This window comes from Candidatus Sulfurimonas baltica, assembly GCF_015265455.1.
Lineage (GTDB): Bacteria > Campylobacterota > Campylobacteria > Campylobacterales > Sulfurimonadaceae > Sulfurimonas > Sulfurimonas baltica.
Genome location: NZ_CP054492.1, coordinates 158,720 through 182,978 on the forward strand (window position 1 = coordinate 158,720; position 24,259 = coordinate 182,978).

Consider the following 24,259-nt stretch of genomic DNA (forward strand, 5'->3'; position numbering starts at 1 on the left):
ATAATAATGATAAGTGAGATATTCTATAAAAGATTAAAAAAAATAAAAAAATATTATATTAATATTTTGATTTCTGCAACGCTTATAATTATTGTATTATTGGTGTGGAGCATTAATAATGAAGTGAAGCATTATAAAAATTTGGCATTAGAGTATGCAAAAATTTCTTTTGATAAAGATTTGTTGTTTAGACAGTGGGCTTCGAGCCATGGAGGAGTATATGTCCCCCCTACATCAAGAACACCCTCAAATCCATATCTGATTAACGTGGAAGATAAGGATGTTGTGACAACAACAGGCAAGAGACTAACACTTATGAATCCCGCCTACATGTTAAGACAGCTAATGCAAGAGAGTGAAGGGCTGTATGGAGCAAAAGGACATATAACAAGCTTAACTTTGCTTAATCCTAACAACAAGCCAAGCGATTGGGAAACTAAAGCACTTAAGTTGTTTGAAGAAGGTAAGGAAGAAGAGGTCCATGAGTTTTTAAACAAAGATGGAAAAGAGTACATATACTATATGAGAGCCTTAGTTGTTGAAGATGATTGTATGAAATGCCATTCACATCAAGGGTATAAGGTAGGTGATGTAAGGGGTGGAGTCTCAGTCACTATACCTATGAAAAAATACAATGATGATATGTATAGTGCGATAAAAAGAGTTCTCTCGGTATTTTTTATTTTTTACAGTATTGTTATCGGGGGTATGCTTTATACATATGGACGTCTAAAAAATTCCCTAGAAGAACAAAAGCGCCTCTATGAAGAGAACAGAAAAAAAGACGAGATAATGTTAACTCAATCGAGAAGCGCAGCCATGGGGGAGATGATTAGCATGATAGCTCATCAGTGGAGACAGCCTATATCAATAATCTCTATGTGGGCAAATAATATAATGGCAGATATTGATATGGACGAAGTTAATAAAGAGGATTTGAGAAAATATGCTGAACATATAAATGAGCAAACTCAGTATCTATCCCACACAATAGACGATTTTAGAAACTTCTTTAAACCGGACAAGGCTAAAGAGAAAGTTTTAATACAGGATGTTATGGAGGAGTGCTTAGGAGTTATCGGGAAAAGCTTAGAAAACAGCAATATAAATATAGAAAAAAATTATACATGTAAGACCCCTGTAGAAATATATGCAAGAGAGCTTATTCAAGTCTATATAAATATACTAAAAAATGCAAAAGAGGCACTTGCTGAGCAAAAGATAGAAGAGGCTAATATAATTATCAATATTTATGAAGACAAGAATAGTGTGATTTGTGAAATTAAAGATAATGCTAACGGGATTAAAGATGAGATAATTGAAAAAATATTCGATCCCTACTTTACAACAAAAGGTGTCCATTCAGGCACAGGGATAGGTCTATATATGAGCAAGATTATGATAGAACAGCACCTAAAAGGGACAATCAGTGCGGTTAATATTAAAAATGGTGTCTGCTTTAGTATCGCTATACCAAAAAAGTAAAGTTTTAAATCGGCACTATTTTATATCCTGAGCCGTAAACGGTTTTAATAATGTTTTTTGGCAGTTTGCTTCTGATACGTTTTACTAAAGAGGTGACTGCATCGTTTGAAAATTCATTTTCATTTGCCGAGGGGTGAAGATAATAAAATATATCTTCAGATGAAAAGTTGTGGCTTTGTTTTGAACATAGTAATTTTAGCAGCATAGTCTCTTTTTTTCTGAGTTGTATCTCTGCGTTATTCTCCCAAAATGTGCAGGTCTCGCTGTCCCAGTAGATGTTGCTGCCAAAATAAATACGCCTTGTAGTGACTCTGATTTGTTCCACTGTGTCAAATAGGACTTTTTTTAAAATATCTGATTTTATAGGCTTTATCAAATATGTTTCAAGATGAAGTTTAACTGCGTGAAGAAGTTTTTCCTGATCAGAGTGAGCACTCATGATTATGATTTTTGTCTCTTTGTCTTTTTGCCTTATTTTAGAGATTAGACTCAGCCCATCAAGGTTTGGCATATTAATATCTGTAAGTATAATATTGGGCCGTTTCTCATTGTATATCTCATAAGCCATTTTGCCACAAGCTGCACTATAGACTCTGGTAAAAAACATCTGTAAATATTCAACCGTTGACTCTCTCAACTCTTCTTCGTCTTCGGCTAACATGATAGAGACATCCCTGATTTTATCAATTTTCAATTTTCATCTTTATAATAAATTTAGCACCTACTTTTGTGCTATTACCTTCATTACTGTTTTTCACACTTAACGAGCCGCCCATATTGTTCTCAATAATCATTTTTGCTATATGCAAGCCGAGTCCTGTTCCCATAGATTTATGTTTGGTTGTAAAGTAAGGGTCAAATATTTTGCCTATTATTTTATCGTCAATACCGCCACAATCATCAGCTATACTAAGCGTTGTGTGCTGAGCATCAGATTTTAGTGAAATAGTGATATTTACATTTTCTAGATTTTTGTTAGCTATGATATCGTTGATATTTGAAAGTATAGAGACTATTACTTGAACAAATTCATTAATAATACCATATATTTTAATATTATCATCAAGATAGAGGTTTAGCTTAACTCCTTTATCGTTTCCAGATAAATGGACAATATTGAGTGCTTTTTTTATTGAATCATTAACTTTAAACCAACTTTTTTCTTTATCTGGGCGGTAGTAGTTCATAAAGTCTTCGATTGTATCTGACATGTAGATTATAGATTTTTCCATTTTGTGCAACTTAGCGTTAACATCATCCTTTTGCAACATATCTGCACTGTTTTTCTCTTGGAGTATTGCTACTGTCGTATTTATGATAGCTAGAGGCTGTCTCCATTGGTGTGCTATATTACCGAGCATTTCGCTGATATCTACTCTTTTGGATTGCTCAAACAGCAGCATGTCACGCTCTTTTAATGCCTCTTCTTTCTCTTGAAGCTCTTTTATCGTGTCTACTAGTTCCTTATTGTACTTCTCCTCTATATATAATCCGCAGTCAAGATTTTTCATATCACTAATCAAATCACTAATGTAATTTTTTTCTATAATAGAACCATGCTGGGGAGCTATTAAATCAATGTCGAGTTTTTCTATTTTATTTAGAGCATAGTTGAATATATCTTTGCTTGGCATATACTCTTGATGAAAAAGTTTTGCTTTATGAAAATATGTCTCATCGGCATAAAAATCCCAAGAGTCATCCAATCCTCCAAAAATATCACCGGAAAACAGAACTTTAGAAGCAGGCTCATAAGATACAAACGCACCAGGCGAGTGACAATAAGGAGTAGTGTAAAAATCAATTCTTAAGCCGGTTGAAGTCACTAATTGGTTGTTGTTTTTATCTATCTCATAATAGTCTGATTTAATAAGGTAGTGTTTAATTAACACAGAAGTTCTTGAGTGCGTAACAACCAACAGGTCGTCTCTGTTTATAAGCTTTTCTATCTCTGGAACCGCTGCTACTAAATCTGGGTCTTGATGATGAAGCACAATGTATTTTATGTTTTTTATATCAGTAAGTGTTTTTACTTTTGCGATTGTCTCATCAAACTCAATCATTGAGCCTGGGTCAATTAAAATAGACTCACTGCCGTTAAGTATAAGATATGGGTGGCACTGAAAAGGGTCATCTTTAAGGTGCATCCCCACCCAATATATATTGGGCGCTATCTCCACCGCCTCTTGAGTGTTTATCTTTTTACTCATAACAAGAAGCCTTTATTTATTTATGACATAATAACATATACTTATTAAATACTCTTTTTGAGATTAAGGGGACAACTATCAAACATATTAGCATTATCGGGTGTGGCTGGCTAGGAAAACCGCTTTCACAAGAGCTTTCATTGGACTTACATGTAGAGTGTTATGAGCGTGACAAAACTCAAGATAACTCAAGTTTTTACCATTGTGACACGATGATTATCGCCATTAATCCAAAGCACAATTATCTTCAAACACTTAGCAAAATAGCTGAATTAACTAAACCTACATGTAGAGTAATTTTAATGAGTTCTACTTCTGTTTACAAGGAGTTTGATTGTGAGATTGATGAGAGTGCAGTTATAACAAAAACATCTTTGCAAAAAGAGGCAGAGGAGCTAATGCAGGCTCTAAAAGATAGTGTTGTTATTCTGAGACTTGGAGGACTGATGGGCGAAGATAGAATCTCTGGTAAGTGGAAAAGCAGCTCATCTTTTGCTGATGGATTTGTGAATTATATTCACAGAGATGATGTTATAAAGATTACAAAAGAGTTGATTCAAAGCAGTTATACAAACGGGATATATAATCTTGTTGCACCTAAACACCCTCTGCGCTCAGAGGTGCATAAAAAAAACAGTGAGGGGTTTGGGTTTGAGCTTGGAGAGTTTGAGGGGAATAGTTACCGCATAGTGAATTCAGACAAGATTATAAAAGAACTAAATTACACTTTTTTGTATCCGGACCCTCTTTACATGTGGAGTAAGAAAGTCTAGTTTTCTCTGGCTAATTTGGCAAAGTCTATCTCTTCTTTTTTGTTTTCACTATCTTCTTTGTCTTTCTCCAAAATACCGCTACTAAAAATAATTCCATCACTTTTGTTTAGTATGCACCCTTTTATACCAGGCAAGCAATCCTTGCTAAGAAGTTTGCAGTAACCTTTGTGGTCATGTTGACATGTCCAACCCATAATAGACCTCTGATTTTTATAATATATAGCGAATTATGATACAATTTTTTAAACAAACGCTTAGGAGCATTATGAGCTATAAAGTATTAGATGTCAATAGTGTAGTAGAGTATCTCTTATCAATAAAAGAAGTTGTTGAATTTTTTGGTACAGAGAGTTTAAATGCTGTTGAAATCGGTGACGGAAATCTAAACTATGTCTATAAGATAAGCTCAGAACAAGAGCCTGAGAAAGCACTTATAGCAAAACAGGCAGTTCCATATCTTAGATGTGTTGGAGAGCAGTTTCCTCTCTCTCGCGAGAGAATGACATATGAGATAAGAGCTCTTGAGAAGTTTTACAAAATCTTTCCAAATTTTGTACCAAAAGTGTACCACTCTAGCGAAGCTATGAGCATTGTTGTTATGGAGTATTTAGATAGTCATATAATTATGCGCGAAGGTCTCATAAACAGAGTTAAATATACTAAGTTCTCTGAACATATCTCAACCTACATGTCAGCTACACTTTTTTATACCTCATCTATTGCTATGAGCAGTTTAAACAAAAGAGAGCTTATTGGTAAGTTTAACGGCAATACCGAGCTATGTAAATTAACCGAAGATTTAGTTTTCAGCTTCCCATTTATGGAGCATGAGACAAATGACAATGAGAATGTAGAAAATAATGTAAATGCCAAAAAACTTTTTGAAGATTATGAGTTTAAAGAGAGAGTGTTGGAACTAAAATATAAGTTTATGACCCAAAGTGATGCGTTGCTCCATGGTGATTTGCACACAGGTTCTATTATGATAAATGAAAATGAAACATACGTAATAGACCCGGAATTTGCTTTTGTAGGCCCTTTTGGTTTTGATGTCGGGGCACTTTTGGCGAATTTGGTGAACAACTATATACATCACTCTGTTGTTACAAAAGATACGGAGTTTATGGAGTGGCTGCTTCAAACCATAAAAGAAATTTTAGACAAGTTTTGTGAGAAGTTTTTAAACTATTGGAGTGAGTCAAAAAACTCTGCCCTTTGTGTTGCGGGCTTTTTGAATGAAAAAACACTTCATGATTATAAAAAAAGGTTTGTCAAAAAAATCCTAAAAGATAGTGTCGGATTTGCAGGATGCAAGATGGCTAGAAGAGTTTACGGTGTTGCAGGCGTTGCAGAGATACGAGGTGTAAAAGATGTGACATTAAGAGGCGAAGCTGAGGCGCTGGCTCTATTAATAGCAAGAGAGTTTGTTATGAACTACGACAAAATAGACACAAGTGACGAGATATTGGAGATTATAAAAAATGCAGGGTAAATATAAGGCTTTATGGTTAAATGATGATGACTTTTATGAGTATTTAGAAGTTATAGATCAGACAAAACTTCCGTTTGAGTACGATACAAAAATTCTTACAACGACTGACGAGGTAGTTAGAGCCATAAAAAATATGACTGTTCGGGGTGCTGGAGTTATAGGTAGCGTTGCAGCATTTGGGATATATATAGCGGCTATCGAAGTAGAAGGTGAGTATGAAAAACTAAAAGAAAAAGCAAATCTTATAAGAGAATCACGACCGACTGCCGTTAACCTTATGTGGGCGGTTGACAAGATGATGGAGCTTTTAAAGGATTCAGAAGATCCGGAAGATTCAGAGGCTTTAGCTGAAGATGCGTTGAAGTTTGCAATACAACTAAATGATGAAGAGGCATTAGAGAGTCAAAAAATAGCTCAGTACGGATGTGACATAATTGAAGAGATTTTAAAAAAGAAAAATAAGACAAAGATAAATATACTAACACACTGTAACGCAGGATGGTTAGCTGTTATAGATGAGGGTACAGCTCTCGCACCTATCTATGAGGCAAAAAGAAGAGGAATAGATGTACATGTATGGGTTGATGAGACAAGACCAAGAAACCAAGGGGCAAGTCTTACAGCTTGGGAGCTCGAACAAAGTGGGATTGAACACACTATCATTGCAGACAATACCGGCGGACATCTGATGCAGCACGGTGAAGTTGACATGGTTATAGTCGGAGCAGACAGAGTGAGTGCAAATGGCGACGTGGCAAACAAGATAGGAACATACTTAAAAGCACTTGCCGCATACGATAATAACATCCCTTTTTATGTAGCTATACCAGCCTCCACTTTTGATTTTAGTATAAAAGATGGTGTAAAAGAGATTCCTATTGAGCTTAGAAGTCCAGATGAAGTGAGATATATAAAGGGTGTTGATGAAGAGGGAGTTGTGAGAGAAGTTCTTATTACCCCAAAAGATTCACCCGCAATCAACTACGGCTTTGATGTGACTCCTGCCAGACTTATAACAGGTCTTATAACAAACAAAGGTCTCTGCTACGCCAATTACGACAGTATTGTGAGAATGTTTTTTAACGTTTCTGATAAATTATAATATAGTTATTTAGCGTTTATATATAATTTTTCCTTATTTAAGACAGTCCTCAGACAATAGTGTGTAGACTTGTTTCATATATGATAATTTAAGGAAATGAAAATGAAAAAAATTACTACACTGCTATTGGCTGTTGGAACACTTTCTCTATTTGGAGCTTCAGATATACAAACTTTTGGTTGCGGTATCACAAAAAGTGCGTACTTAAAAAAGCTTAATGCCGCTTATGCAAAAAAGTATAACGTAAAAGTTACTATTCCTGGAAGAGGTGGAGCAAGCAAGGCTATTTTATTAGCAGGAGCTGGCAAGGTTGCTGTTGGTAGTGGTTGTCGTCCTGTCATAGATATCGCTAATGATAAAGGTGTAGTTGGAACTCATGTGGCTTGGGGAGCTTTAGTGTTTTTAGTAAATCCAAATAACCCTTTAGAAACAGTTACAGTAGATCAAGCAAAAAGTATAATGATGGGTAAAATCACAAACTTTAAAGAGATTGGTGGAGAAGATCAAGCTATAACTGTCTATGCAAGAAAAGGTAAAACTTCTGGTGTTGGTTATGCAGCAAGAGACTCTATCTTTAAAGATCCAAAAGCAAGTTTTGCAAAGGGTGCAGAACTAAAGGGAAGTTCTGGTCCACTTAGAAAAGCTATTGCTAAAGACAAAGGTGGTTTTGGAATTGGAGATATATCTAGTGCAAAACACAACACAAAGCTTGTTAAGATTTTAAAACTTAATGGCGTTGATGCTTCAAAAGCAAATATTGCAAGCGGAAAATACTCTCTTTATAGACCTTTCTTTTTATATACAAAAGGTGTACCAGCTGGTGAAGCAAAAAACTTTGTTGACTATGCCCTATCTGCTGAAGGACAAGATGTTATAAGTAAAGCGGGAACTGTAAACTTAAAAGAGGGAAGTTCTCTAAAAAAATAGTAAAGATAGGAAATAAAAATGTATAAAAATATTTCAATTGGAAAGAAAACCTCTATCCCAATAGTTGTTGTTTCTCTTGTATTCTTAATAATAGTCTCTGTTATTGAGTTTTATATAGCATCAGGCATTTCTGAGAAAACATATACAGGTACAAAAGAGGAACTTCTTTCTAAGTTAAAAGATAAATTAGCTCTAAAGTATGAAGTTGGAATAACAAGTGCGATATCTTTAGCTTCAAACATGGAACTAAAAATGGCTGTAGAGGAAGATGATCGAGACTTGGCATTAGAAGTCATTCAAAATCTAGGTAAGGCTTATAAAGCTAGTACAAACTACAAAAACATTAAAATCCATATTCACACCAAAGATGTAAAATCTTTTTTAAGAGCATGGAAACCAGAAAAAAATGGCGATGACCTTAGTGGTTTTAGACATACTATCAATAAAGTAAAACAAACAAATAAACCTGTTTTAGCAATAGAGATGGGCAGAGCTGGAATGGTAATGAGAGCTATTGTTCCTATCCATAACTCATTTGGCTATGCAGGTTCACTTGAATTTATTCAAGGACTCAATTCTGTTCAAAAAAGCTTTAAAGAAGAGAAAGTTGAGTTTCTTTTTTTAATGGATGACAAGTTCTTAAACATAGCTACTTTAGCAAAAAAGAATGAGAGAGTACAAAACTATGTTCTTTCTCAAAGAAGTTATGACAAGCCTTTTTTAGCAGATGCAAAAAAACTGGACTTTGCAAAGCTTCTTGAAAATGGTTTTTTAGTAACTGATAATTACATGTATACTTATGAATATGTAAAAGATTTTCAGGGTGAAAAAATCGGTTTATATCTTCTAGGAAAAAACGTAGAAATAGTTAATGATACAGTAAATGATTCTCTACAAATTGTTTATATCTCAATTGGAGCTATTCTTGCATTAATTCTGCTTATTAACATAGTTGCTCTTTTGACAATTAGAAAAGCTATAACTGTTCCTTTACTCTCGCTAATAGCACATACAAAAGAGTTGTCTTCTGGAGAAGGGGATTTAACTAAAAGGCTTCCTTGTCATTATAATGGAGATGAAATATGTGAAACAAACAGTTGGATAAATACTTTTATAGAAAAAGTTCAAGAACTTGTAAATGAGAGTAAAAAACTAGCTTCTAATAATAATGCTGTAGCAAGTGATTTATCCAATAGCTCAAGTAAAATAAAAGAAAGAGCAGTTAGTAGTGCGTCTGTTATGAATGAGCTTGTTGCCAATGGAGAAAAAGTAGATGAGCTTCTTCAGATTACAAATGCAGAAGCAAAAAATACTCAAGAAGTAATTGCCTCAACACAAATGAAGCTGGAAGCGACTAAAGGTATTTTACTTGATTTAACAAATATGATGAGTGAAAGTTCTCAAAAAGAACTAGCCCTTGCAGAAAAACTAAATAGACTAACTGAAGAAGCAAGTCAGGCAAAAGATATTTTAAATATAATAGGAGACATTGCAGAACAAACAAATCTATTAGCTTTAAATGCGGCGATTGAAGCAGCACGTGCTGGTGAACACGGTAGAGGTTTCGCTGTTGTTGCAGATGAAGTTAGAAAGCTTGCTGAAAGAACTCAAAAGGCTTTAAATGATATCAATGCAACGATTAGCGTTATTGTTCAATCGATTATGGATTCAAGCCAAGAGATGAATTCAAATGCAGAAGTTTCAGAAAAACTTATGGAACTCTCAAATATTGCAGATAAAGAGATGGAAGAGTCAGCAATCAATATGAATGAAGCAACTATCTCCGTAGAAAAAGCGGCTAACGACTCAGTATTTTTATCTACTCAGATTGAAAAAATGCTTGTTGATATTAAGCAAGTTAGTGAAATGGAAAGCTTAAATGCAAAAAGTGCTGAAGAGATGGATAATTCTCTACACTCCTTAGAAGAATCTGTAAATCAGTTAGATAAAAACTTATCAACATTTAAATCATAAGTTTTTTAGCTAAAATTCTAAAGCTATAAAATTTATAAGGTAAAGTATTGAAAAGTTTATATAATGATAAAGAAGCAACGAATTACAAAACGGACTTAGATTTAAGAGTCTATACATCTAGACTCTTAGGAAGAGACAGTTCTCTTGTTTTACACGGAGGCGGAAATACTTCTGTAAAATCAACTGCAATAAATCTTTTTGGTGAAAGTGAAGATATACTATACGTAAAAGGTAGTGGTTGGGATTTAGCTACTATTGAGGCTGAGGGTTTTGCCCCTGTAAAAATGGATATGCTTTTAAAAATGGCGGAGTTAAAAGAGCTTAACGACACAGATATGGTTAAGTACCAAAGAGTTGCCATGACAAACCCTCATGCTCCAAACCCCTCTGTTGAAGCTATTTTACATGCAATTATCCCTTTTAAATTTGTAGACCATACTCACACTGACGCTGTTGTGACTATTACAAATACTGAGGGTGGTGAAGATAAAATAAAAGAGCTTTACGGCGATAAGGTTCTTATTATCCCTTATATCATGCCTGGGTTTGTCCTTGCAAAACTTATTTACGATATGACCAGAGATGTAAACTGGAGCGAGTTGGAGGGAATGGTTCTTATGAATCATGGTCTTTTTACATTTAATGATGACGCTAAGAAGTCTTATGAAAAAACTATAGAGCTGGTTGACAAGGCTGAGAAGTACTTAGCAGATAAGGGAGCTACTCTACATGTAGAAAAAGAAGAGTTACATGTAGAGCTTTTAGAGCTTGCTAAAATTAGACGAGAGGTCTCCAAGATTAAAGGTAAAGCGACTATCTCTATCTTAAATGACAGCAATGAAGCTATAAACTTCTCAAAACAAAATATAGAAAAAATTGCGACACAAGGCCCTTTAACACCAGACCATGTTATAAGAACAAAACGAATTCCGGCTATATTGGGAGTTGATTTTGAAGTAGAATTAGAAAATTATGTACAAGATTATAAACAATACTTTGGTGATAACAAAAAGGACGAAACACTTTTAAACCCTGCACCTAATTTTGCTATCCTTAAAGATAGAGGGGCACTCTCATTTGGTGCAAATGCTAAAGAGGCAAATATAATCAAAGACATAAATGAGCACACTTTTGAAGCGATTTTAAAAGCAGAAAAACTTGGTGGCTATAAAGCCCTAAGTGCTGCAAATATTTTTGAGGTTGAGTACTGGTCACTAGAGCAGGCAAAACTAAAAGGTGGCGGAAGTGCTCCTGAGTTCAGTGGTCAGGTTGCTCTTGTAACAGGAGCTGCAAGCGGAATAGGGTTGGCAATTGCAAAGATGCTAAATGCAAGAGGTGCTGCGGTTGTGGCTCTTGATATAAATCCAGACATAGAGACAATCTTTTCAAAATCTGATGCAATCGGTGTGAAGTGTGATTTGACATGTAGCGATGATATTCAAAATGCTGTTAGTAGAGCTGTTAAGAGTTTTGGCGGGATTGACATAGTTGTAAGCAATGCGGGCATCTTTACACCTAGTGAGAATCTTGACATGTTAAGCGATGAGAATTGGCAAAGAAGCATGGACATTAACCTAACGTCACACCAAAAACTTATCAAATATACTGCTCCATTTTTAAAACTTGGAGTCAACGCTTCTATAGTGATGGTCGCTTCTAAAAACTTTCCTGCTCCAGGAAAAGGTGCGGCAGCTTACTCTGTTGCAAAAGCTGGACAGACTCAGCTGGCTAGAATAGCAGCACTTGAACTCGGTGAATTTGGGGTAAGAGTAAACACTCTGCACCCACATGCAGTGTTTGATACAGCAATCTGGACTGATGATGTTTTGGCAAATCGTGCAAAAGCTTATGGAATGAGTGTTGAAGAGTATAAAACCAACAATATTCTTAAGACAGAGATAAAGTCAGAAAACGTAGCAGAATTAGTATGCGCAATGGCAGGAAAGCCGTTTGCAAAAACTACCGGCTCTCAAGTTGCAATAGATGGCGGAAGCGATAGAATAATTTAGTTGAACTCTCTGAATAATTAGCAATTAGACTCTGAATCAAGTTCAGAGTGACGGAATTATCGTCATTCCAAGCTTGACTTGGAATCTAGTTTATGAATTAATCAGAGGTCTCTGTTACATCTTCTCTGAGAGGTGGGTCATCAGAAGCAGTTGACCCATTCCTTCAAAGAACTTATTAGCACCCATCTCCTTAGCCTCTAAAGCCTTTTGGAGGGCTGTTAAGAAAACTAGTTGTGATTCGTCCGAAGCTCCCATAAAAGTCTCTATAATATAGTTAAATGAAAGTGTATGAACTTCTCCGTTAACATCAAAGTCTATCTCCGAGAAAATATCAATACCTTCCTCAGTCAATATCTGCTTGCATTGTTGTTGTATTTTATTCATCTTATCGCCTCTACGTCTAGCTCACCGCTTTTTAGTTTTACTAGATAATCCTCTAATTGTTTTTTAACATCGCCACTTAGAATAAAGAGTCCTAGTATATTCGGCACCGCCATAGTAAGCATAAGCATAAAACTAAAATCTACCATTATTCCTGTGCTTACAACAGTAGCAATCACCGATAGAGATAGAAACATTATTTTATAAACAACCGAAAATTTAGAGCCAAAAATATAAACCCAAGCTCGCTCGCCGTAGTAAGACCAAGATATCATTGTAGAAAAAGCAAAAAGAAATATACTTACGGATAAAACAGTCGGAAACCACGATAACACAGTTCCATAAGCTGCACTTGTAAGAGCTGCTCCCTCTTTTGCTGCAATAAGAGATGCATGCGCACCGTCCGGCTCATAAACACCAGTAATAATGATAACTAAAGCAGTCATTGTGCATATAACAACTGTGTCAATAAAAGGTTCGTAAAGTGCAACAAAGCCTTGTCTTACAGGGTATTTTGTTAGTACAGGGGCATGTGCAACAGGGGATGAGCCAAGCCCAGCCTCACTTGAAAAAACAGCCCTCTGAAAACCTTGTATCAATGCTCCAAGCATACCGCCATAAATAGCACTTGTACTAAATGCTTCAGTAAATATTAGAACAAAGGCATCATCAATTTTGTCATAAAATGAACCTAAAATCCATATTGATGCACTAAGATATATAACAACCATAACTGGGACAAGTCTCTCTGTTATAGCAGAAATTCTTGTTATTCCACCAATGATAACTGCACCTGCTAAAGTTGCAATGATAAATCCAAATACTAACGGGTTTTCTGCAAAATATGGAACTTCATGTGAAATAGCGCTATAAGCTTGGGATACTTGGAAGATATTACCTCCTCCAATTGCTCCACCAATCATTAAAAATGCAAACATTACAGCTAAAATTTTGCCAAAGCTGACATACCCTTTCTTTGCAAGACCCTTTGAGAGATACTCCATGGCACCACCCATAACAGTACCATCTTTTAAAAATTCTCTATATTGAATAGAGAGGGTGACCTCTGTGAATTTTAGGCTCATACCTAAAAAACCGGCAATTATCATCCAAAAAGTAGCTCCAGGCCCTCCAATAGATACAGCAAGAGCAACTCCCGCAATATTGCCAAGTCCAACCGTTGCACTTAGAGCAGTTGTTAAAGCTGCAAAAGGAGATATTTGTCCTACATCATCTATTGTTTTGTACTTTCCCCTTAGTATGTTAAAAGAGTGACTGAACGCTCTTATATTTATGAATTTTGTAACAAATGTAAGATAAATACCACCAGAAATAAGCCAAGCAACTAAAAAAGGAAAATTTACACCATCAACTGTTCCAAAAAGTATGTCAAAAAATAAAAATGCCTCTAAAAAAGAGTTAATGCTAATAAAAATTTCACTCAAATACTACCCCTAAAAACTATTTAAAAGTATTGTAACAAACTAATCTTAATCTCATTTTGTGTCAATAGTAACAAAGTTTACTGATTGTAGTAGATAACTATTGACATTTGAAAATTTATTGACTATAATTTCGCCTCATTAACCAGCTGTATGGTCGGTTTTTGTAATAGGTCGGGGTGTAGCTCAGTATGGTTAGAGTACCTGGTTTGGGACCAGGGGGCCGAAGGTTCGAGTCCTTTCACCCCGACCACCTTTTTTTATATTTACTGCATGGTGGGATTAGCTCAGTTGGTTAGAGCACTGGTTTGTGGTGCCGGGGGTCGCGGGTTCGAATCCCGTATCCCACCCCATAAAATAAATATAAAAAATAAAAATTAATTAATAAATTATTGTGGCGTTCGTGGCTCAACTGGATAGAGTTTCGGACTTCGGATCCGACGGTTATAGGTTCGAATCCTATCGGGCGCACCATGTTTTTATATGTATGCGTCCTTAGCTCAGCTGGATAGAGCAATGCCCTTCTAAGGCATCGGTCTCAGGTTCGAATCCTGAAGGGCGTACCACTTTTCTTTTTATTTAAGAATAGAAAGATATAATGTCGAACACAAATCACATGCGGATGTGGTGAAATTGGTATACACGCCAGACTTAGGATCTGGTGCCGCAAGGCGTGGAGGTTCAAGTCCTCTCATCCGCACCATACCTAAAATAGGTACTTTCAAAGACTTTCTACTAAAATTTAAGAAAACTCAAAAACCTCTTTTTTACTACAATTTAACTACAAACACTCAAACTTAAAATTAAATTCTTTTTTCAATTAAGTTGAAAAATTAAGCTTAATAAACCATTACACACTACTAAAAAAAATTAATGAAAACTTTTGCAAGAATTTGAAAGATATTGTTGAGAAATACAATAGTGCTTTGTTCTATAATCGTGTATTTCTCTTTATTAACTTTCCTCAACAATAGTAGTAGTATTACCCAGTTTAAATTATTTAGCGGGGTACCAAGTGTTTTTGCATTCCCAATTGCAGCAATATTTATATATTGTGCGGTTAGCCTCTTGGCTTCCCGCTGAGTAATTTTCATAGGAATACTTGGTACCTGTTCCCAACTCAATCAATTATCAATGTTAAAAATAAAATGATAGGCGTATTATCAAGCGTCTGATGAAGTAAATATACTGTTATGTGTAATAGCATAGTTAAAAAGCATAATGAGTACCTAGTATATTGAAAAAATAGTAGAAATTGATATAGTCGCGGCTGCTCTCACATGGAAACAAAAAGGGGGATCGATTACACGCGAGTTAGTAGCGCTGTGGATGATACTATGCTCTCATCACCTTCTCATACCAAGACCTAAATCTAAACTATCACATATAGACAAGGAACAAGCTGTACAGCACAACCGACAGTTGCATGGTATGCTCTTGCTGAGCGTGTAAAAGGCGAAGAGGCTATTCGATAACTGATCGAAACGATGGAATTATAACATATATCGTATATATGTAAAAATCAAGAGCAGATAGGTCTGCCAAATTTTTTGGCATGCTTTAAGCCCTAACTACAGCCTCTCCTCCTTACTCACTCTAGAATTATTGGGTTTTATAGATAAATTTAGGAACTATATTATCAAAAAATATTTCTTTGTTAGTATTTGGCATATAACTTTTAGTATTGAACATCAATTTTAATCAAAGCTAAACCTCATAACAAATGTTTTATATCTTTCAATTATTTTAGGATGAATACCAGTAACTGTTTCGCATTTAGAATCAAATCCAACCTCTTTAATTATATTTTGCCAGAATTTATCTTTAAGTAATTCATCATCATCTAATTTAGTAAATAAGATAACCAAGAAACAAACTATAATTTCATAATGCGAATGAAATTCTTCACTGTAAGGAGGCATATCTGCATGTGATTTTATTATTCTATAAATGTTGACAAAACGCTTAATTGTCCTAGGTGTGTCACCAACAAAATTCACAACTTTAGATATAAATAATAATTCAGCTTTTGTAATTTCTAGCCGCGTGACCTCTTGATTTTTACTATCTGGTGAGCCTTCCACACCTGCTGAGTCTTGTTCCACACCTGCTGAGTCTTGTTCCACACCTGCTGAGTCTTGCTGTAGTAAAGAATCTAACAAATTCTTTTTATCTTGAGTATCCATATTTTTAAGCTTAAATGGTATTTGAAAAATCTTTTCTAAATATTCTGAAGGAGCGATTTTATTGTTGCCTGTTGCTGAATTTGATATTAAACTATTAGAAACCCATTTTGGGTCTACTCCAACAACAACAACAAATAAATCAAAAGCTAGTATTAAATGTATTGCTTCAAGCACTTGCATAACCATTTCTGGTTGACATCTATCTAAATCATCTATATACAAAATAATACGATCTATCTTATATTCAGATTCCTCATTGCTATTTGTTAGATGACTCGTTAATGCCTCAAAATCATTTCTGATTGTTGAAATTACTCCAAGATGTTTTGCATAATCATCACTTTCAAACCTTTGAGAAATAAATGAAGCAAGACGTTTCCCTGATTTAATATCTTCTATCTCTTTCTCAATATATTCAATATTTTTAGATTCATCAAAGATATCATTCTGAATATTTATAATACGTAAATTTAGAGAGCTAATTTGGCTAAGTAAACCTTTTTCTTCTTCAGTATTCTGTTGTATAACAGATTCTTCATACGAGTCCCAATGATCTATAATTTTTTTTAATGGAGTTATTTTTTCTCTTACTGTAGATATTTTTTTAGCTATTAGAAGAATTACTGGTAAAGATGGAGTAAGTATTGATAATAGCCAATTATTAATTTCATTATAATATATAATAAAAGGAATAAGAATTATCAAAAATATCCAAAAATATATTGATTTATATAATAAACTCCATACTTGCTTAAGGAGTGTTCCAATTTTTTTAGCATCAACATAAGCTTTATGTATATCTTTAAAACTCTTAAAGCCTAAAGTGTCATCATTAGAAAAAATATCTATTCGTTCTTTAACACTAGGTATTTGTAATATTTTTGTAGAAGTATTTTTTAATTTAGCTATTTGTCCTTCTAAATTTTCTTTAGTACCTGCTATTTTTTCAAGTTCTTTTTCATTAATTTTTTTAGTATCTTCTAACTCTTGCTTTTGACTCTTTTTTTCATTAATATGTTCTTTTACTGATTCAAGTTTTGAGTAAAGTGTTTTGTAGTCTTTTTTGTCTGAACCTGATATATATATATTCAAATCATGAAAAATTTTATTGACTAAACTTGCCCATAAATTTGAGTCAGAATAGTGCCATGCATTAAATTTTATAGGCACAATATGTTTACAGTATACACTCTCTTCAGAACTGCTCAAATAATTGATCTGATCTTCTAATTTATGCATAAAGAAACTTTTTCCACTACCCCAACGGCCGAATAAACCTATTGCCAATGGTAAGGGAGTTTTGTTATAAGCAATTACTTTAGCTAATGCTTTAACATCAGAACCGATAGAGAGTTCGTCATCAATTTTAAATTCTTGATCACTAGAAACTCTTGCAATAATTGTCCCATCATTTCTATGTACTGCATATATATCAATAGATTTTTTTGTATTTTCTTGAATACTGTTAGTAATAGTATTTTCGCTAATAACAGCTTTAGTTTTATTGTCAATATTCTGAGCATTAACATGGCTCTTTACTTCTCGTAATGTAATAAAATTTGTAGCATATTTTTTAATTGCAGCTATAGGGTCATTATCCATAGCATCAATCATCTCTTTGCCAATAGGGCTATAAGAAACAATAGGATTAGCCCTATTTAGTTTTTCTATATCATTTTCTGCATTTCTAATAGCACGCTTTTTTAATCTTTCATCTGCTTTTTTACTTAGAAATTATGGATAAAAATCACACTTATGCAAAAAACGGAGCAAATCGGACACCAATGCCGTTTTAGTTCGGACACCCGTGCCGGTTCTAATCGGACAGTGATGCCGGAAATGATTCGGACACTTTTGGATAAAAAACGCGATTTTAGAATCGTTTAAGAAAGAGATATTTTCTAAATTTAAATACACTGATTGTAAATGATTTTACAAGGGTGTTAAATGAGGATAATATCAATGAAACAAGTTCGAGATGTACTGCAACTTCATAGTGTTATGAATTTGTCTTTGCGGAGAATTGAAGGTGCTACAAGAGTAGCTAAAAGTACAATATCCGATTACATAAAAAGATTTAAAACCTCTGGTCTGAGTATTGAGCAAATCAATATTTTAGACGATGACTCACTAAGATTAAAATTATTTCCTGAACACTCATCTGTTATAGTCTCTCGTAGAGCAATGCCAGACATGAACTATCTCCACAAAGAGATGAAACTCCGCAAAAAAACTAAGGTGACACTCCAACTTCTTTGGGAAGAGTATAAGGTAGACAACCCTGATGGATACGAATATACACAGTTTCGTTTATACTACAGCAGATTTAAACGAACACTTAACCCATCAATGCGTCAAACCCATTTAGCGGGCGAAAAAGTCTTTGTGGATTATAGTGGCTTAACGATGCCAATTTATAATCAAAGAACCGGCGAAGTCGAAAAAGCACAGATATTTGTAGCTGTATTGGGAGCGAGTGGATATACATTTGTACATGCAACACCAAGTCAAACACAAGAGGATTTTATTTATTCACATGTAATGTGTTATAGCTTTTATGGTGGTATACCAAGAGTTATAGTTCCAGACAATCTCAAGTCAGCCATTATCTCCAATAATAAAAATGGAATAGTCGTCAATGAAAGTTATGCTGATTTAAATAGACACTATTCCATCGCTGTTGAACCGGCACGACCTCGTAAACCAAAAGACAAGCCTAAAGCAGAACAAGGTGTTCAAGCTATACAGCGCTACATATTAGCAAGATTTCGCCATCACAAATTCTTTAGTGTAGACGAACTAAACCAAGCCCTTGCTCCACTTCTTGATAGATATAATGATAAAGTTATCAAGCATCTGCAAAAAAGCCGTACTGAGCTATTTGAAGAACTTGATAAGCCATATTTAAATCCACTCCCTATGAACAGATATGTTTATAAGCAGTTTAAAATCGCTCGTGTCAATCAAGACTACCACATAACTTTAGAAAAGTGCAATTACTCCGTACCCTTTAAATACATAAAAGAAGAAGTTGAAGTGAGATATTCAACTCAGAGTGTTTATATCTATCATAAACATAAACTCATAGCCACACATCCAAGACTCAGGAGGATTGGGGAGAGTTCAACACTTCATGAGCATATGCCAAATGACCATCAATACATCAATGAGAAGATGAACCCAGATAGACTCCGCTCATGGGCTAAAAATATCGGTGAATTCTCAAGTGTGTTTGTAGAAGATGCGTTTGAAGAAGTGCAACACAATCCTCAAGCGTACAGAAAAATATCTGCTGTACTCTCACTAGCTCGCATCTATGGAAAAACAGAACTAGAATTAGCGCTTATGTACGCAGTAAGAATGAGAACTGTCACAACCAAGTCTATTAAGTCCATACTTGATAAAAAACTCTATCTTGCAAAGAGTGCCAACAACACAATTCCTCCTAAACAATCACTCTTTGATACACACACTAATATCCGCGGTGCGGATGAATATAAATAAAAAAGGAAAAATACAATGGATCACACAACAATAATCAATAAACTTGGCGAGTTAAGCTACAAAGGTTTTAAAGATGCATATATGCACCAGATAGAAGATGTTAACTACGACACTCTATGTTTCGAAGACAGACTCTATCAACTTCTTGATGCTCAGGATATCTTTCTTAGAAATAAGCGCATTGCGATGGCATTTAGACTTTCAAAAATAAAAGATAAACAAGCTGCAATAGATGCTATAGATTTTTCTCCAAGAAGAAAAATAAATAAGACACAGATACACTCTCTGGCAGCACTAAATTTTATACATTCCAAGCAAAACGTCATAATCACGGGTAAAACAGGCACTGGTAAAAGTTACATTGCTCAAGCAATGGCTAATCGCGCAATTATTGACGGATACAGAGCATATTATATAAGGACACCTTCATTGCTTGAGGAGATACGAATATCAAGAATAGATGGGACTTATACAAATTTACTCAAAAAATATTCAAGATTTCAGCTCCTGATTCTTGATGACTTTGGAGTTGCGCCAATGATTGAAGATGACGCTACAAATTTATTTGAGATTATTGAGGACAGAACTGAGATAAATTCTACTATTATAACCTCACAACTTCCAGTGAGTGAGTGGTACAACTATCTCAATAACAACACAATTGCAGATGCAATTTTAGACAGGGTTGTTCACTCGTCTCACAGGGTAGAATTAAGTGGACCATCTATGCGAAAAATCAAATCTACGATAGAGAATAAGGAAATATTAGAATAGCATCCGGACACTTATGCTAAAATGTTGTTACAGAAAATATCTCTTCTTAAACTGTCCGAACTGAAACGGCAGAGGTGTCCGGATACTCCGTCATATGCACACTTAGTTATGTCTTCAATTTAATTAAATAGGGAGTTAACATATAATCCTATTGTCAATGAAGTTTGAGTATCATTTTATAAAGAGATATGGAGTTAAGAATGATTCTACAACTAACAAAAAAATTATCAGATAAACTCAAAGTAGATTTAGTAGAGATTGATACCACGAAGCATAACGATATAGGTAATTATCATTGTAATTTACTCAAATTTGGTAGATACAACTGTGTATTAATTACCAACGATAAAACTCTATTCTCATTTTTTATATATGGATTAATAGCTTCTGATTTCAAAGATTTTAAGGAGAGTATTTCTCAACCCATTTTTAAGATAATGGTAGAGTTGGGATTCTCTCAATATCAGTTTGAAAAAGTATTACTTTCATTAGAAAATATTCAATATGCTAAAACTTCCAATAGGAGTGTAATTTCTTCTATGAATGATATGAAAAATCAGATTGAAGCTTATCTGTATGCTGGAGATAATCTCTATGAGCTTCACAGAAAACTCAACAATACACCTTACAAGTATGTTAAGTATAACTACCCTACTGATTTGTTTAAAGAGTTGTTAGGTAATTCAGATAATAGTAACCCTCACTCTAAAAACTGCAGTAGTGTAAATAATGTTGATTGGGATGGTAAAATAGAATGAAAATAAAAGAAATTATTGAAATTGAGATGGATGATTGTTTAGGATTTTATATAAATTTAGATTGTATAGTCTACACAGATAAAAGTTTCAAATATAGAATTAGAAAAGAGTATTATAAGTATGATAAACTAGAAATTGAAGATACTTTTTTTGATACTGATGAAGAGTCCAAAAGAGAGTTTGATTTAATTATTGAAGAGTATAGATAGGGCTATTATTTAGAGTACTTTTCTCCTAAAGTGTGTTTTGGAGTATGTTCCAAAATTCAGCTCTATTTGGAACAATCTTCCTGTTACTAAAAATTGTTTCAAATATAAGAAGAAAATGAACTTGATAGAGGTCTCTGTACTGGCAATGCTAGAGATGCTGTGGAGTTTATGCTATGCGTGTGCGTTATAAAACAGTGTATTTCTCCTCTATCAATATGATATTTATTTTACTAAAAGTAGTACCAACCATTAACGCGTATAGTGCCTAAAATATAAAATAATAGATGATGTAAATATTGAATATTTAAAAGTGAATTTTACTATATTTTATTAAATTTGGAACTATGCCAAATTTGTACTAGAAAAAGTATTACTACCTTTTAAAATATATCCATAATTGACAATATTTTCAATTTGTAATAAAGGGACTTTTCTCCTAAGTCTTGACATTGTATCTCTTAAAGTGGAGTTTGAGATATTTTTGTTCTCCCATAGTATTGTTTTAATAGTTTCATTAGAGACGTTGTTATTTATATTTCTGCATAGTAGATCTAGGAGATTAAGTTCTTTGTTTGTCAAATCAACAGGCATATTGTCTATGAAAAATGTTTTTTTTGTAAGATTATATAATTGATTGTTGCCTAAATCAATAAATTTATTAGGACTAAGTACTTTTAGGATACTTTGATGAACATATTTTATCTTTTTGAGTGCGACTGTCAGTGTTGCTTCTACATCACTTAATTCAAAAGGTTTGATTAAATAGCCAAAAATATTTGTGTCACTGGCATCTGAAATAGTAGCAGAGTCCCCATATGCAGTCGTAAATATAATGGGAAGAAAATAGAGTTCATTTAAAAGATGAGCAGAGGTAATGCCATCTATTGACCCATCTATGTTTATATCCATAAAGACAAGGTCTATAGTCTGGTTTTGAACTATATTGAATGCTTCATCTTTATTTGTCGCTTCAAATATATTTTTGTAACCTAAGGTTCTAAGTATATGTTTTATGTATTGCAGACCAAAGACGTCATCTTCTACTACTAAAATATTATATGTGTGCATGAGTGCTCTCAAAGTTAAGTTTAAATTTTGTGCCTTCGTTAAAGTCAAAAGTATAGTTTGAATTTGGCAGTTTTTTACAAAATTGGTCTATGAGTTTTAAACCTAAGCCATCTTCATTCTTTGCTTTTTTAAACTCTAAACCATTGTCTTGAATAATTAAAAAAGTTCTATTTTTTTCACTATACAAGGCTATTTTAATGCTGAGATTTTTATGCTCTTGATTATGTTTTACAGCATTCGTCAAAACTTCATTTACAAGAATTCCAATGGAGATTGCATGGTCAAACTCAACAATAACTTTATTTGACATATCACTCATTTGCAAGTTTATATCTCCATAAGAGGCAGAGAGGTTTCTCACGATTTTCTCAAGATACTCTTTAAGATTAATATTTACTAAGTCTGAGGAATTGTAAAGGTGTTCATGTATCATAGACATGGATTTTATACGATTTATCAGTTCTGTAAATTTTTGAGCCTCACTGCTTACTTTTGTATTTTCAAACCATAGCATTCCGATGATGACATGAAAGTTATTTTTTACCCTGTGATAGACTTCTCTTAAAAGCAACTCTCTCTCATCTATGAGTAGCTTTAGCTGTTTATTTGTCTTTGTTAAATCATCTGTTCTGTTTCTCACTTCTTTTTTTAGTTGATCTTGTGTAGTGTTTTTTATGTCTATTAGCACTTTTTGTGTTGCAATCGTTTCATCTTTCATCTCGTTGTATCTGTCAGCTAACATTAGAGAAAATATAATCGCTTCGATTGCAGAAGCAATGATAAAACCATATCTTGTAGTAAATGTATACTCGAACTGCCCCACTACCATAAAGGTAAATAGCACAACAAATACAAAGTAAGTCATCATGGCTAAAATATAATATTTTGATTTAGAGTAGCCCTTAAAATAGATAATCACTGAAATGAGTATAAGAATAATACTTGTCAATCCTGCTAAATTGTTAATAACTTTATTCCATGGTTGATAAGAGAATAATACAAGAATACCTAAAATAAAAAAGATTCCAGAGAGTAGTCTTAATGCTTTATAGTAGTTTTTGAGATATTTTTTTACTTTAAGATACTCGAGTGAAAAGAGAACTAAAAATCCTATCATAAAGGCAGCTGAGAGGTGAAAGTGATAGATGTACTTTCCTAAACCTACATAACTTAAAAGACCACTCATGTTTACAATGTACACAAGGTTAAAAAAGCTGTAACCGACATAGTATAGAAATATCTTCTCTTTTAGTTTGAGATATAAAAAAAGATTAAAAAGTACAATCATTAGCAAGATGCCAAATAAAAGAATATTTATAGTGTTCATGCTAAGAATACTATTGTAATGAAGGAAGCTCTTTTTTTCTACAGTGACTTTACCAAAGCAAGAGTACTTTCCTTGAAGCTGTACGTAAAAAGTCTGAGTTTGTCCAGTAGCTATTGGTACCTCAAACGAGAGTTTGCTCTCTTTTACCTCTCTAGTTTGAATGGGTACAAAAACTCCATTTGACTTTTTTATCCATTTTTTATCGAAGTAGTAAAGATTTGCTACTTCATAAAAACTCTCATTAAGTGAGATGATAAAACGCTCTTCTAAGCTTGCATTTGTGACACTGAACTTAAGCCAGAGAGCACCTTTTGTGTAGCCTAAGGTAAAGTTGTTGGGAGTGGTTTTAGAGAAATCTTGTGTCGCTATATCTTCAATGTTTAAAAGTGCAGTTTCATCTTTGATGTAAGAAATTTTAAAATCATTATCTACAGCATCATTTTCACCAACCATAATATTTGAATCTGAAAATAGAGTTGTGATAAAAAAGAGAAAAGTAAAAATATATTTAATCATGTATGTTTCACTTTTATCCATTAAAGGGGTGTTTTTGAGCTTTATTTTTACAAGTGTAAGTATAGCACACGAAAAAATTCATTTTCCGTCACCAATCCGTCACCGCTCCGTCACCGCTCCGT

19 protein-coding genes and 5 tRNA genes are annotated in these 24,259 nt (G+C 34.0%); 16 read left to right on the forward strand and 8 right to left on the reverse strand.

Going from position 1 to position 24,259, the window contains the following annotated elements; translation table 11 throughout:
* The first annotated feature begins 6 nt into the window (after positions 1-6).
* A complete protein-coding gene (locus HUE88_RS00790; RefSeq protein WP_194370146.1) occupies positions 7-1,485 on the forward strand; it encodes an ATP-binding protein in 1,479 nt (492 codons plus the stop codon).
* Positions 1,486-1,489: 4 nt separating this feature from the next.
* On the opposite strand, the gene HUE88_RS00795 is transcribed toward HUE88_RS00790, so the two are convergent.
* Both HUE88_RS00795 and HUE88_RS00800 read right to left on the reverse strand, forming a co-directional pair.
* The gene (locus HUE88_RS00795) at positions 1,490-2,179 is read right to left on the reverse strand and encodes a response regulator transcription factor (protein WP_194370148.1); all 690 of its coding nucleotides are present in this window, start codon (positions 2,177-2,179) and stop codon (positions 1,490-1,492) included.
* On the reverse strand, positions 2,169-3,695 hold the full coding sequence (locus HUE88_RS00800; protein ID WP_194370151.1) for an oxygen-binding di-iron domain-containing protein: 1,527 nt from the start codon (positions 3,693-3,695) through the stop codon (positions 2,169-2,171). The genes HUE88_RS00795 and HUE88_RS00800 overlap by 11 nt, the downstream gene beginning before the upstream one ends.
* A gap of 140 nt (positions 3,696-3,835) precedes the next feature.
* On the opposite strand from HUE88_RS00800, the gene HUE88_RS00805 reads away from it, so the two are divergent.
* Positions 3,836-4,468: a Rossmann-fold NAD(P)-binding domain-containing protein gene (locus HUE88_RS00805; RefSeq protein ID WP_229860110.1), complete on the forward strand. Its 633-nt coding sequence runs from the start codon at positions 3,836-3,838 to the stop codon at positions 4,466-4,468.
* On the opposite strand, the gene HUE88_RS00810 is transcribed toward HUE88_RS00805, so the two are convergent.
* Positions 4,465-4,662, reverse strand: coding sequence for a hypothetical protein (locus HUE88_RS00810; RefSeq protein WP_194370153.1), 198 nt, complete (start codon positions 4,660-4,662; stop codon positions 4,465-4,467). The genes HUE88_RS00805 and HUE88_RS00810 overlap by 4 nt on opposite strands.
* Before the next feature lie 71 nt (positions 4,663-4,733).
* Here HUE88_RS00810 and mtnK point away from each other — a divergent pair, with 71 nt between their 5' ends.
* From mtnK to HUE88_RS00835, 5 genes are all read left to right on the forward strand, one after another.
* Positions 4,734-5,960: an S-methyl-5-thioribose kinase gene (mtnK, locus tag HUE88_RS00815; RefSeq protein WP_194370155.1), complete on the forward strand. Its 1,227-nt coding sequence runs from the start codon at positions 4,734-4,736 to the stop codon at positions 5,958-5,960.
* Positions 5,950-7,062 (forward strand): S-methyl-5-thioribose-1-phosphate isomerase, encoded by a 1,113-nt coding sequence (gene mtnA, locus HUE88_RS00820; protein ID WP_194370157.1) that lies wholly within the window; start codon positions 5,950-5,952, stop codon positions 7,060-7,062. The genes mtnK and mtnA overlap by 11 nt, the downstream gene beginning before the upstream one ends.
* A 102-nt stretch (positions 7,063-7,164) precedes the next feature.
* Positions 7,165-7,989 carry a substrate-binding domain-containing protein gene (locus HUE88_RS00825; protein WP_194370159.1) on the forward strand — a complete coding sequence of 275 codons (825 nt, stop codon included), beginning with the start codon at positions 7,165-7,167 and terminating at the stop codon, positions 7,987-7,989.
* 18 nt (positions 7,990-8,007) lie between these two features.
* Positions 8,008-9,963 (forward strand): methyl-accepting chemotaxis protein, encoded by a 1,956-nt coding sequence (locus HUE88_RS00830; protein WP_194370161.1) that lies wholly within the window; start codon positions 8,008-8,010, stop codon positions 9,961-9,963.
* 47 nt (positions 9,964-10,010) lie between these two features.
* Positions 10,011-11,972: a bifunctional aldolase/short-chain dehydrogenase gene (locus tag HUE88_RS00835; protein ID WP_194370163.1), complete on the forward strand. Its 1,962-nt coding sequence runs from the start codon at positions 10,011-10,013 to the stop codon at positions 11,970-11,972.
* A 114-nt stretch (positions 11,973-12,086) separates the two neighbouring features.
* On the opposite strand, the gene HUE88_RS00840 is transcribed toward HUE88_RS00835, so the two are convergent.
* Positions 12,087-12,356: a hypothetical protein gene (locus tag HUE88_RS00840; RefSeq protein ID WP_194370165.1), complete on the reverse strand. Its 270-nt coding sequence runs from the start codon at positions 12,354-12,356 to the stop codon at positions 12,087-12,089.
* Positions 12,353-13,798 (reverse strand): alanine/glycine:cation symporter family protein, encoded by a 1,446-nt coding sequence (locus tag HUE88_RS00845; RefSeq protein WP_194370168.1) that lies wholly within the window; start codon positions 13,796-13,798, stop codon positions 12,353-12,355. The genes HUE88_RS00840 and HUE88_RS00845 overlap by 4 nt, the downstream gene beginning before the upstream one ends.
* A gap of 172 nt (positions 13,799-13,970) precedes the next feature.
* On the opposite strand from HUE88_RS00845, the gene HUE88_RS00850 reads away from it, so the two are divergent.
* The 5 genes from HUE88_RS00850 (at position 13,971) to HUE88_RS00870 (ending at position 14,498) form a co-directional block, all read left to right on the forward strand.
* Positions 13,971-14,048 (forward strand) — tRNA-Pro (locus HUE88_RS00850).
* Between the two features lie 23 nt (positions 14,049-14,071).
* Positions 14,072-14,148 (forward strand) — tRNA-His (locus HUE88_RS00855).
* A 44-nt stretch (positions 14,149-14,192) separates the two neighbouring features.
* A tRNA-Arg gene (locus tag HUE88_RS00860) sits at positions 14,193-14,269 on the forward strand.
* Positions 14,270-14,284: 15 nt separating this feature from the next.
* A tRNA-Arg gene (locus HUE88_RS00865) sits at positions 14,285-14,361 on the forward strand.
* 52 nt (positions 14,362-14,413) lie between these two features.
* Positions 14,414-14,498, forward strand: a tRNA-Leu gene (locus HUE88_RS00870).
* A gap of 994 nt (positions 14,499-15,492) precedes the next feature.
* Here the strand turns inward: HUE88_RS00870 and HUE88_RS00875 are convergent.
* On the reverse strand, positions 15,493-17,595 hold the full coding sequence (locus HUE88_RS00875) for a P-loop NTPase fold protein (protein WP_194370170.1): 2,103 nt from the start codon (positions 17,593-17,595) through the stop codon (positions 15,493-15,495).
* Between the two features lie 348 nt (positions 17,596-17,943).
* Here HUE88_RS00875 and istA point away from each other — a divergent pair, with 348 nt between their 5' ends.
* From istA to HUE88_RS00895, 4 genes are all read left to right on the forward strand, one after another.
* On the forward strand, positions 17,944-19,485 hold the full coding sequence (istA, locus tag HUE88_RS00880) for an IS21 family transposase (protein WP_229860111.1): 1,542 nt from the start codon (positions 17,944-17,946) through the stop codon (positions 19,483-19,485).
* Between the two features lie 15 nt (positions 19,486-19,500).
* The gene (istB, locus tag HUE88_RS00885; RefSeq protein WP_194370174.1) at positions 19,501-20,259 is read left to right on the forward strand and encodes an IS21-like element helper ATPase IstB; all 759 of its coding nucleotides are present in this window, start codon (positions 19,501-19,503) and stop codon (positions 20,257-20,259) included.
* Between the two features lie 200 nt (positions 20,260-20,459).
* Positions 20,460-21,017: a DUF6933 domain-containing protein gene (locus HUE88_RS00890; RefSeq protein WP_194370176.1), complete on the forward strand. Its 558-nt coding sequence runs from the start codon at positions 20,460-20,462 to the stop codon at positions 21,015-21,017.
* Positions 21,014-21,226, forward strand: coding sequence for a hypothetical protein (locus tag HUE88_RS00895; RefSeq protein WP_194370178.1), 213 nt, complete (start codon positions 21,014-21,016; stop codon positions 21,224-21,226). The genes HUE88_RS00890 and HUE88_RS00895 overlap by 4 nt, the downstream gene beginning before the upstream one ends.
* A gap of 342 nt (positions 21,227-21,568) precedes the next feature.
* Here HUE88_RS00895 and HUE88_RS00900 read toward each other — a convergent pair whose 3' ends face one another.
* Complete coding sequence (locus HUE88_RS00900; protein WP_194370180.1) at positions 21,569-22,294, reverse strand: response regulator; 726 nt, start codon at positions 22,292-22,294, stop codon at positions 21,569-21,571.
* Complete coding sequence (locus HUE88_RS00905; RefSeq protein ID WP_194370182.1) at positions 22,281-24,158, reverse strand: 7TM diverse intracellular signaling domain-containing protein; 1,878 nt, start codon at positions 24,156-24,158, stop codon at positions 22,281-22,283. Before HUE88_RS00905 ends, HUE88_RS00900 begins: the two co-directional genes overlap by 14 nt.
* Between the last annotated feature and the right edge of the window lie 101 nt (positions 24,159-24,259).

Coding starts and splice junctions, on each gene's coding strand:
- HUE88_RS00790 (WP_194370146.1), top strand. CDS start 7: ATGATAAGTGAGATATTCTATAAAAGATTAAAAAAAATAAAAAAATAT.
- HUE88_RS00800 (WP_194370151.1), bottom strand. CDS start 3,695: ATGAGTAAAAAGATAAACACTCAAGAGGCGGTGGAGATAGCGCCCAAT.
- HUE88_RS00810 (WP_194370153.1), bottom strand. CDS start 4,662: ATGGGTTGGACATGTCAACATGACCACAAAGGTTACTGCAAACTTCTT.
- mtnK (WP_194370155.1), top strand. CDS start 4,734: ATGAGCTATAAAGTATTAGATGTCAATAGTGTAGTAGAGTATCTCTTA.
- mtnA (WP_194370157.1), top strand. CDS start 5,950: ATGCAGGGTAAATATAAGGCTTTATGGTTAAATGATGATGACTTTTAT.
- HUE88_RS00825 (WP_194370159.1), top strand. CDS start 7,165: ATGAAAAAAATTACTACACTGCTATTGGCTGTTGGAACACTTTCTCTA.
- HUE88_RS00830 (WP_194370161.1), top strand. CDS start 8,008: ATGTATAAAAATATTTCAATTGGAAAGAAAACCTCTATCCCAATAGTT.
- HUE88_RS00840 (WP_194370165.1), bottom strand. CDS start 12,356: ATGAATAAAATACAACAACAATGCAAGCAGATATTGACTGAGGAAGGT.
- HUE88_RS00875 (WP_194370170.1), bottom strand. CDS start 17,595: ATGATTGATGCTATGGATAATGACCCTATAGCTGCAATTAAAAAATAT.
- istA (WP_229860111.1), top strand. CDS start 17,944: ATGAAACAAGTTCGAGATGTACTGCAACTTCATAGTGTTATGAATTTG.
- istB (WP_194370174.1), top strand. CDS start 19,501: ATGGATCACACAACAATAATCAATAAACTTGGCGAGTTAAGCTACAAA.
- HUE88_RS00890 (WP_194370176.1), top strand. CDS start 20,460: ATGATTCTACAACTAACAAAAAAATTATCAGATAAACTCAAAGTAGAT.
- HUE88_RS00895 (WP_194370178.1), top strand. CDS start 21,014: ATGAAAATAAAAGAAATTATTGAAATTGAGATGGATGATTGTTTAGGA.
- HUE88_RS00900 (WP_194370180.1), bottom strand. CDS start 22,294: ATGCACACATATAATATTTTAGTAGTAGAAGATGACGTCTTTGGTCTG.
- HUE88_RS00905 (WP_194370182.1), bottom strand. CDS start 24,158: ATGGATAAAAGTGAAACATACATGATTAAATATATTTTTACTTTTCTC.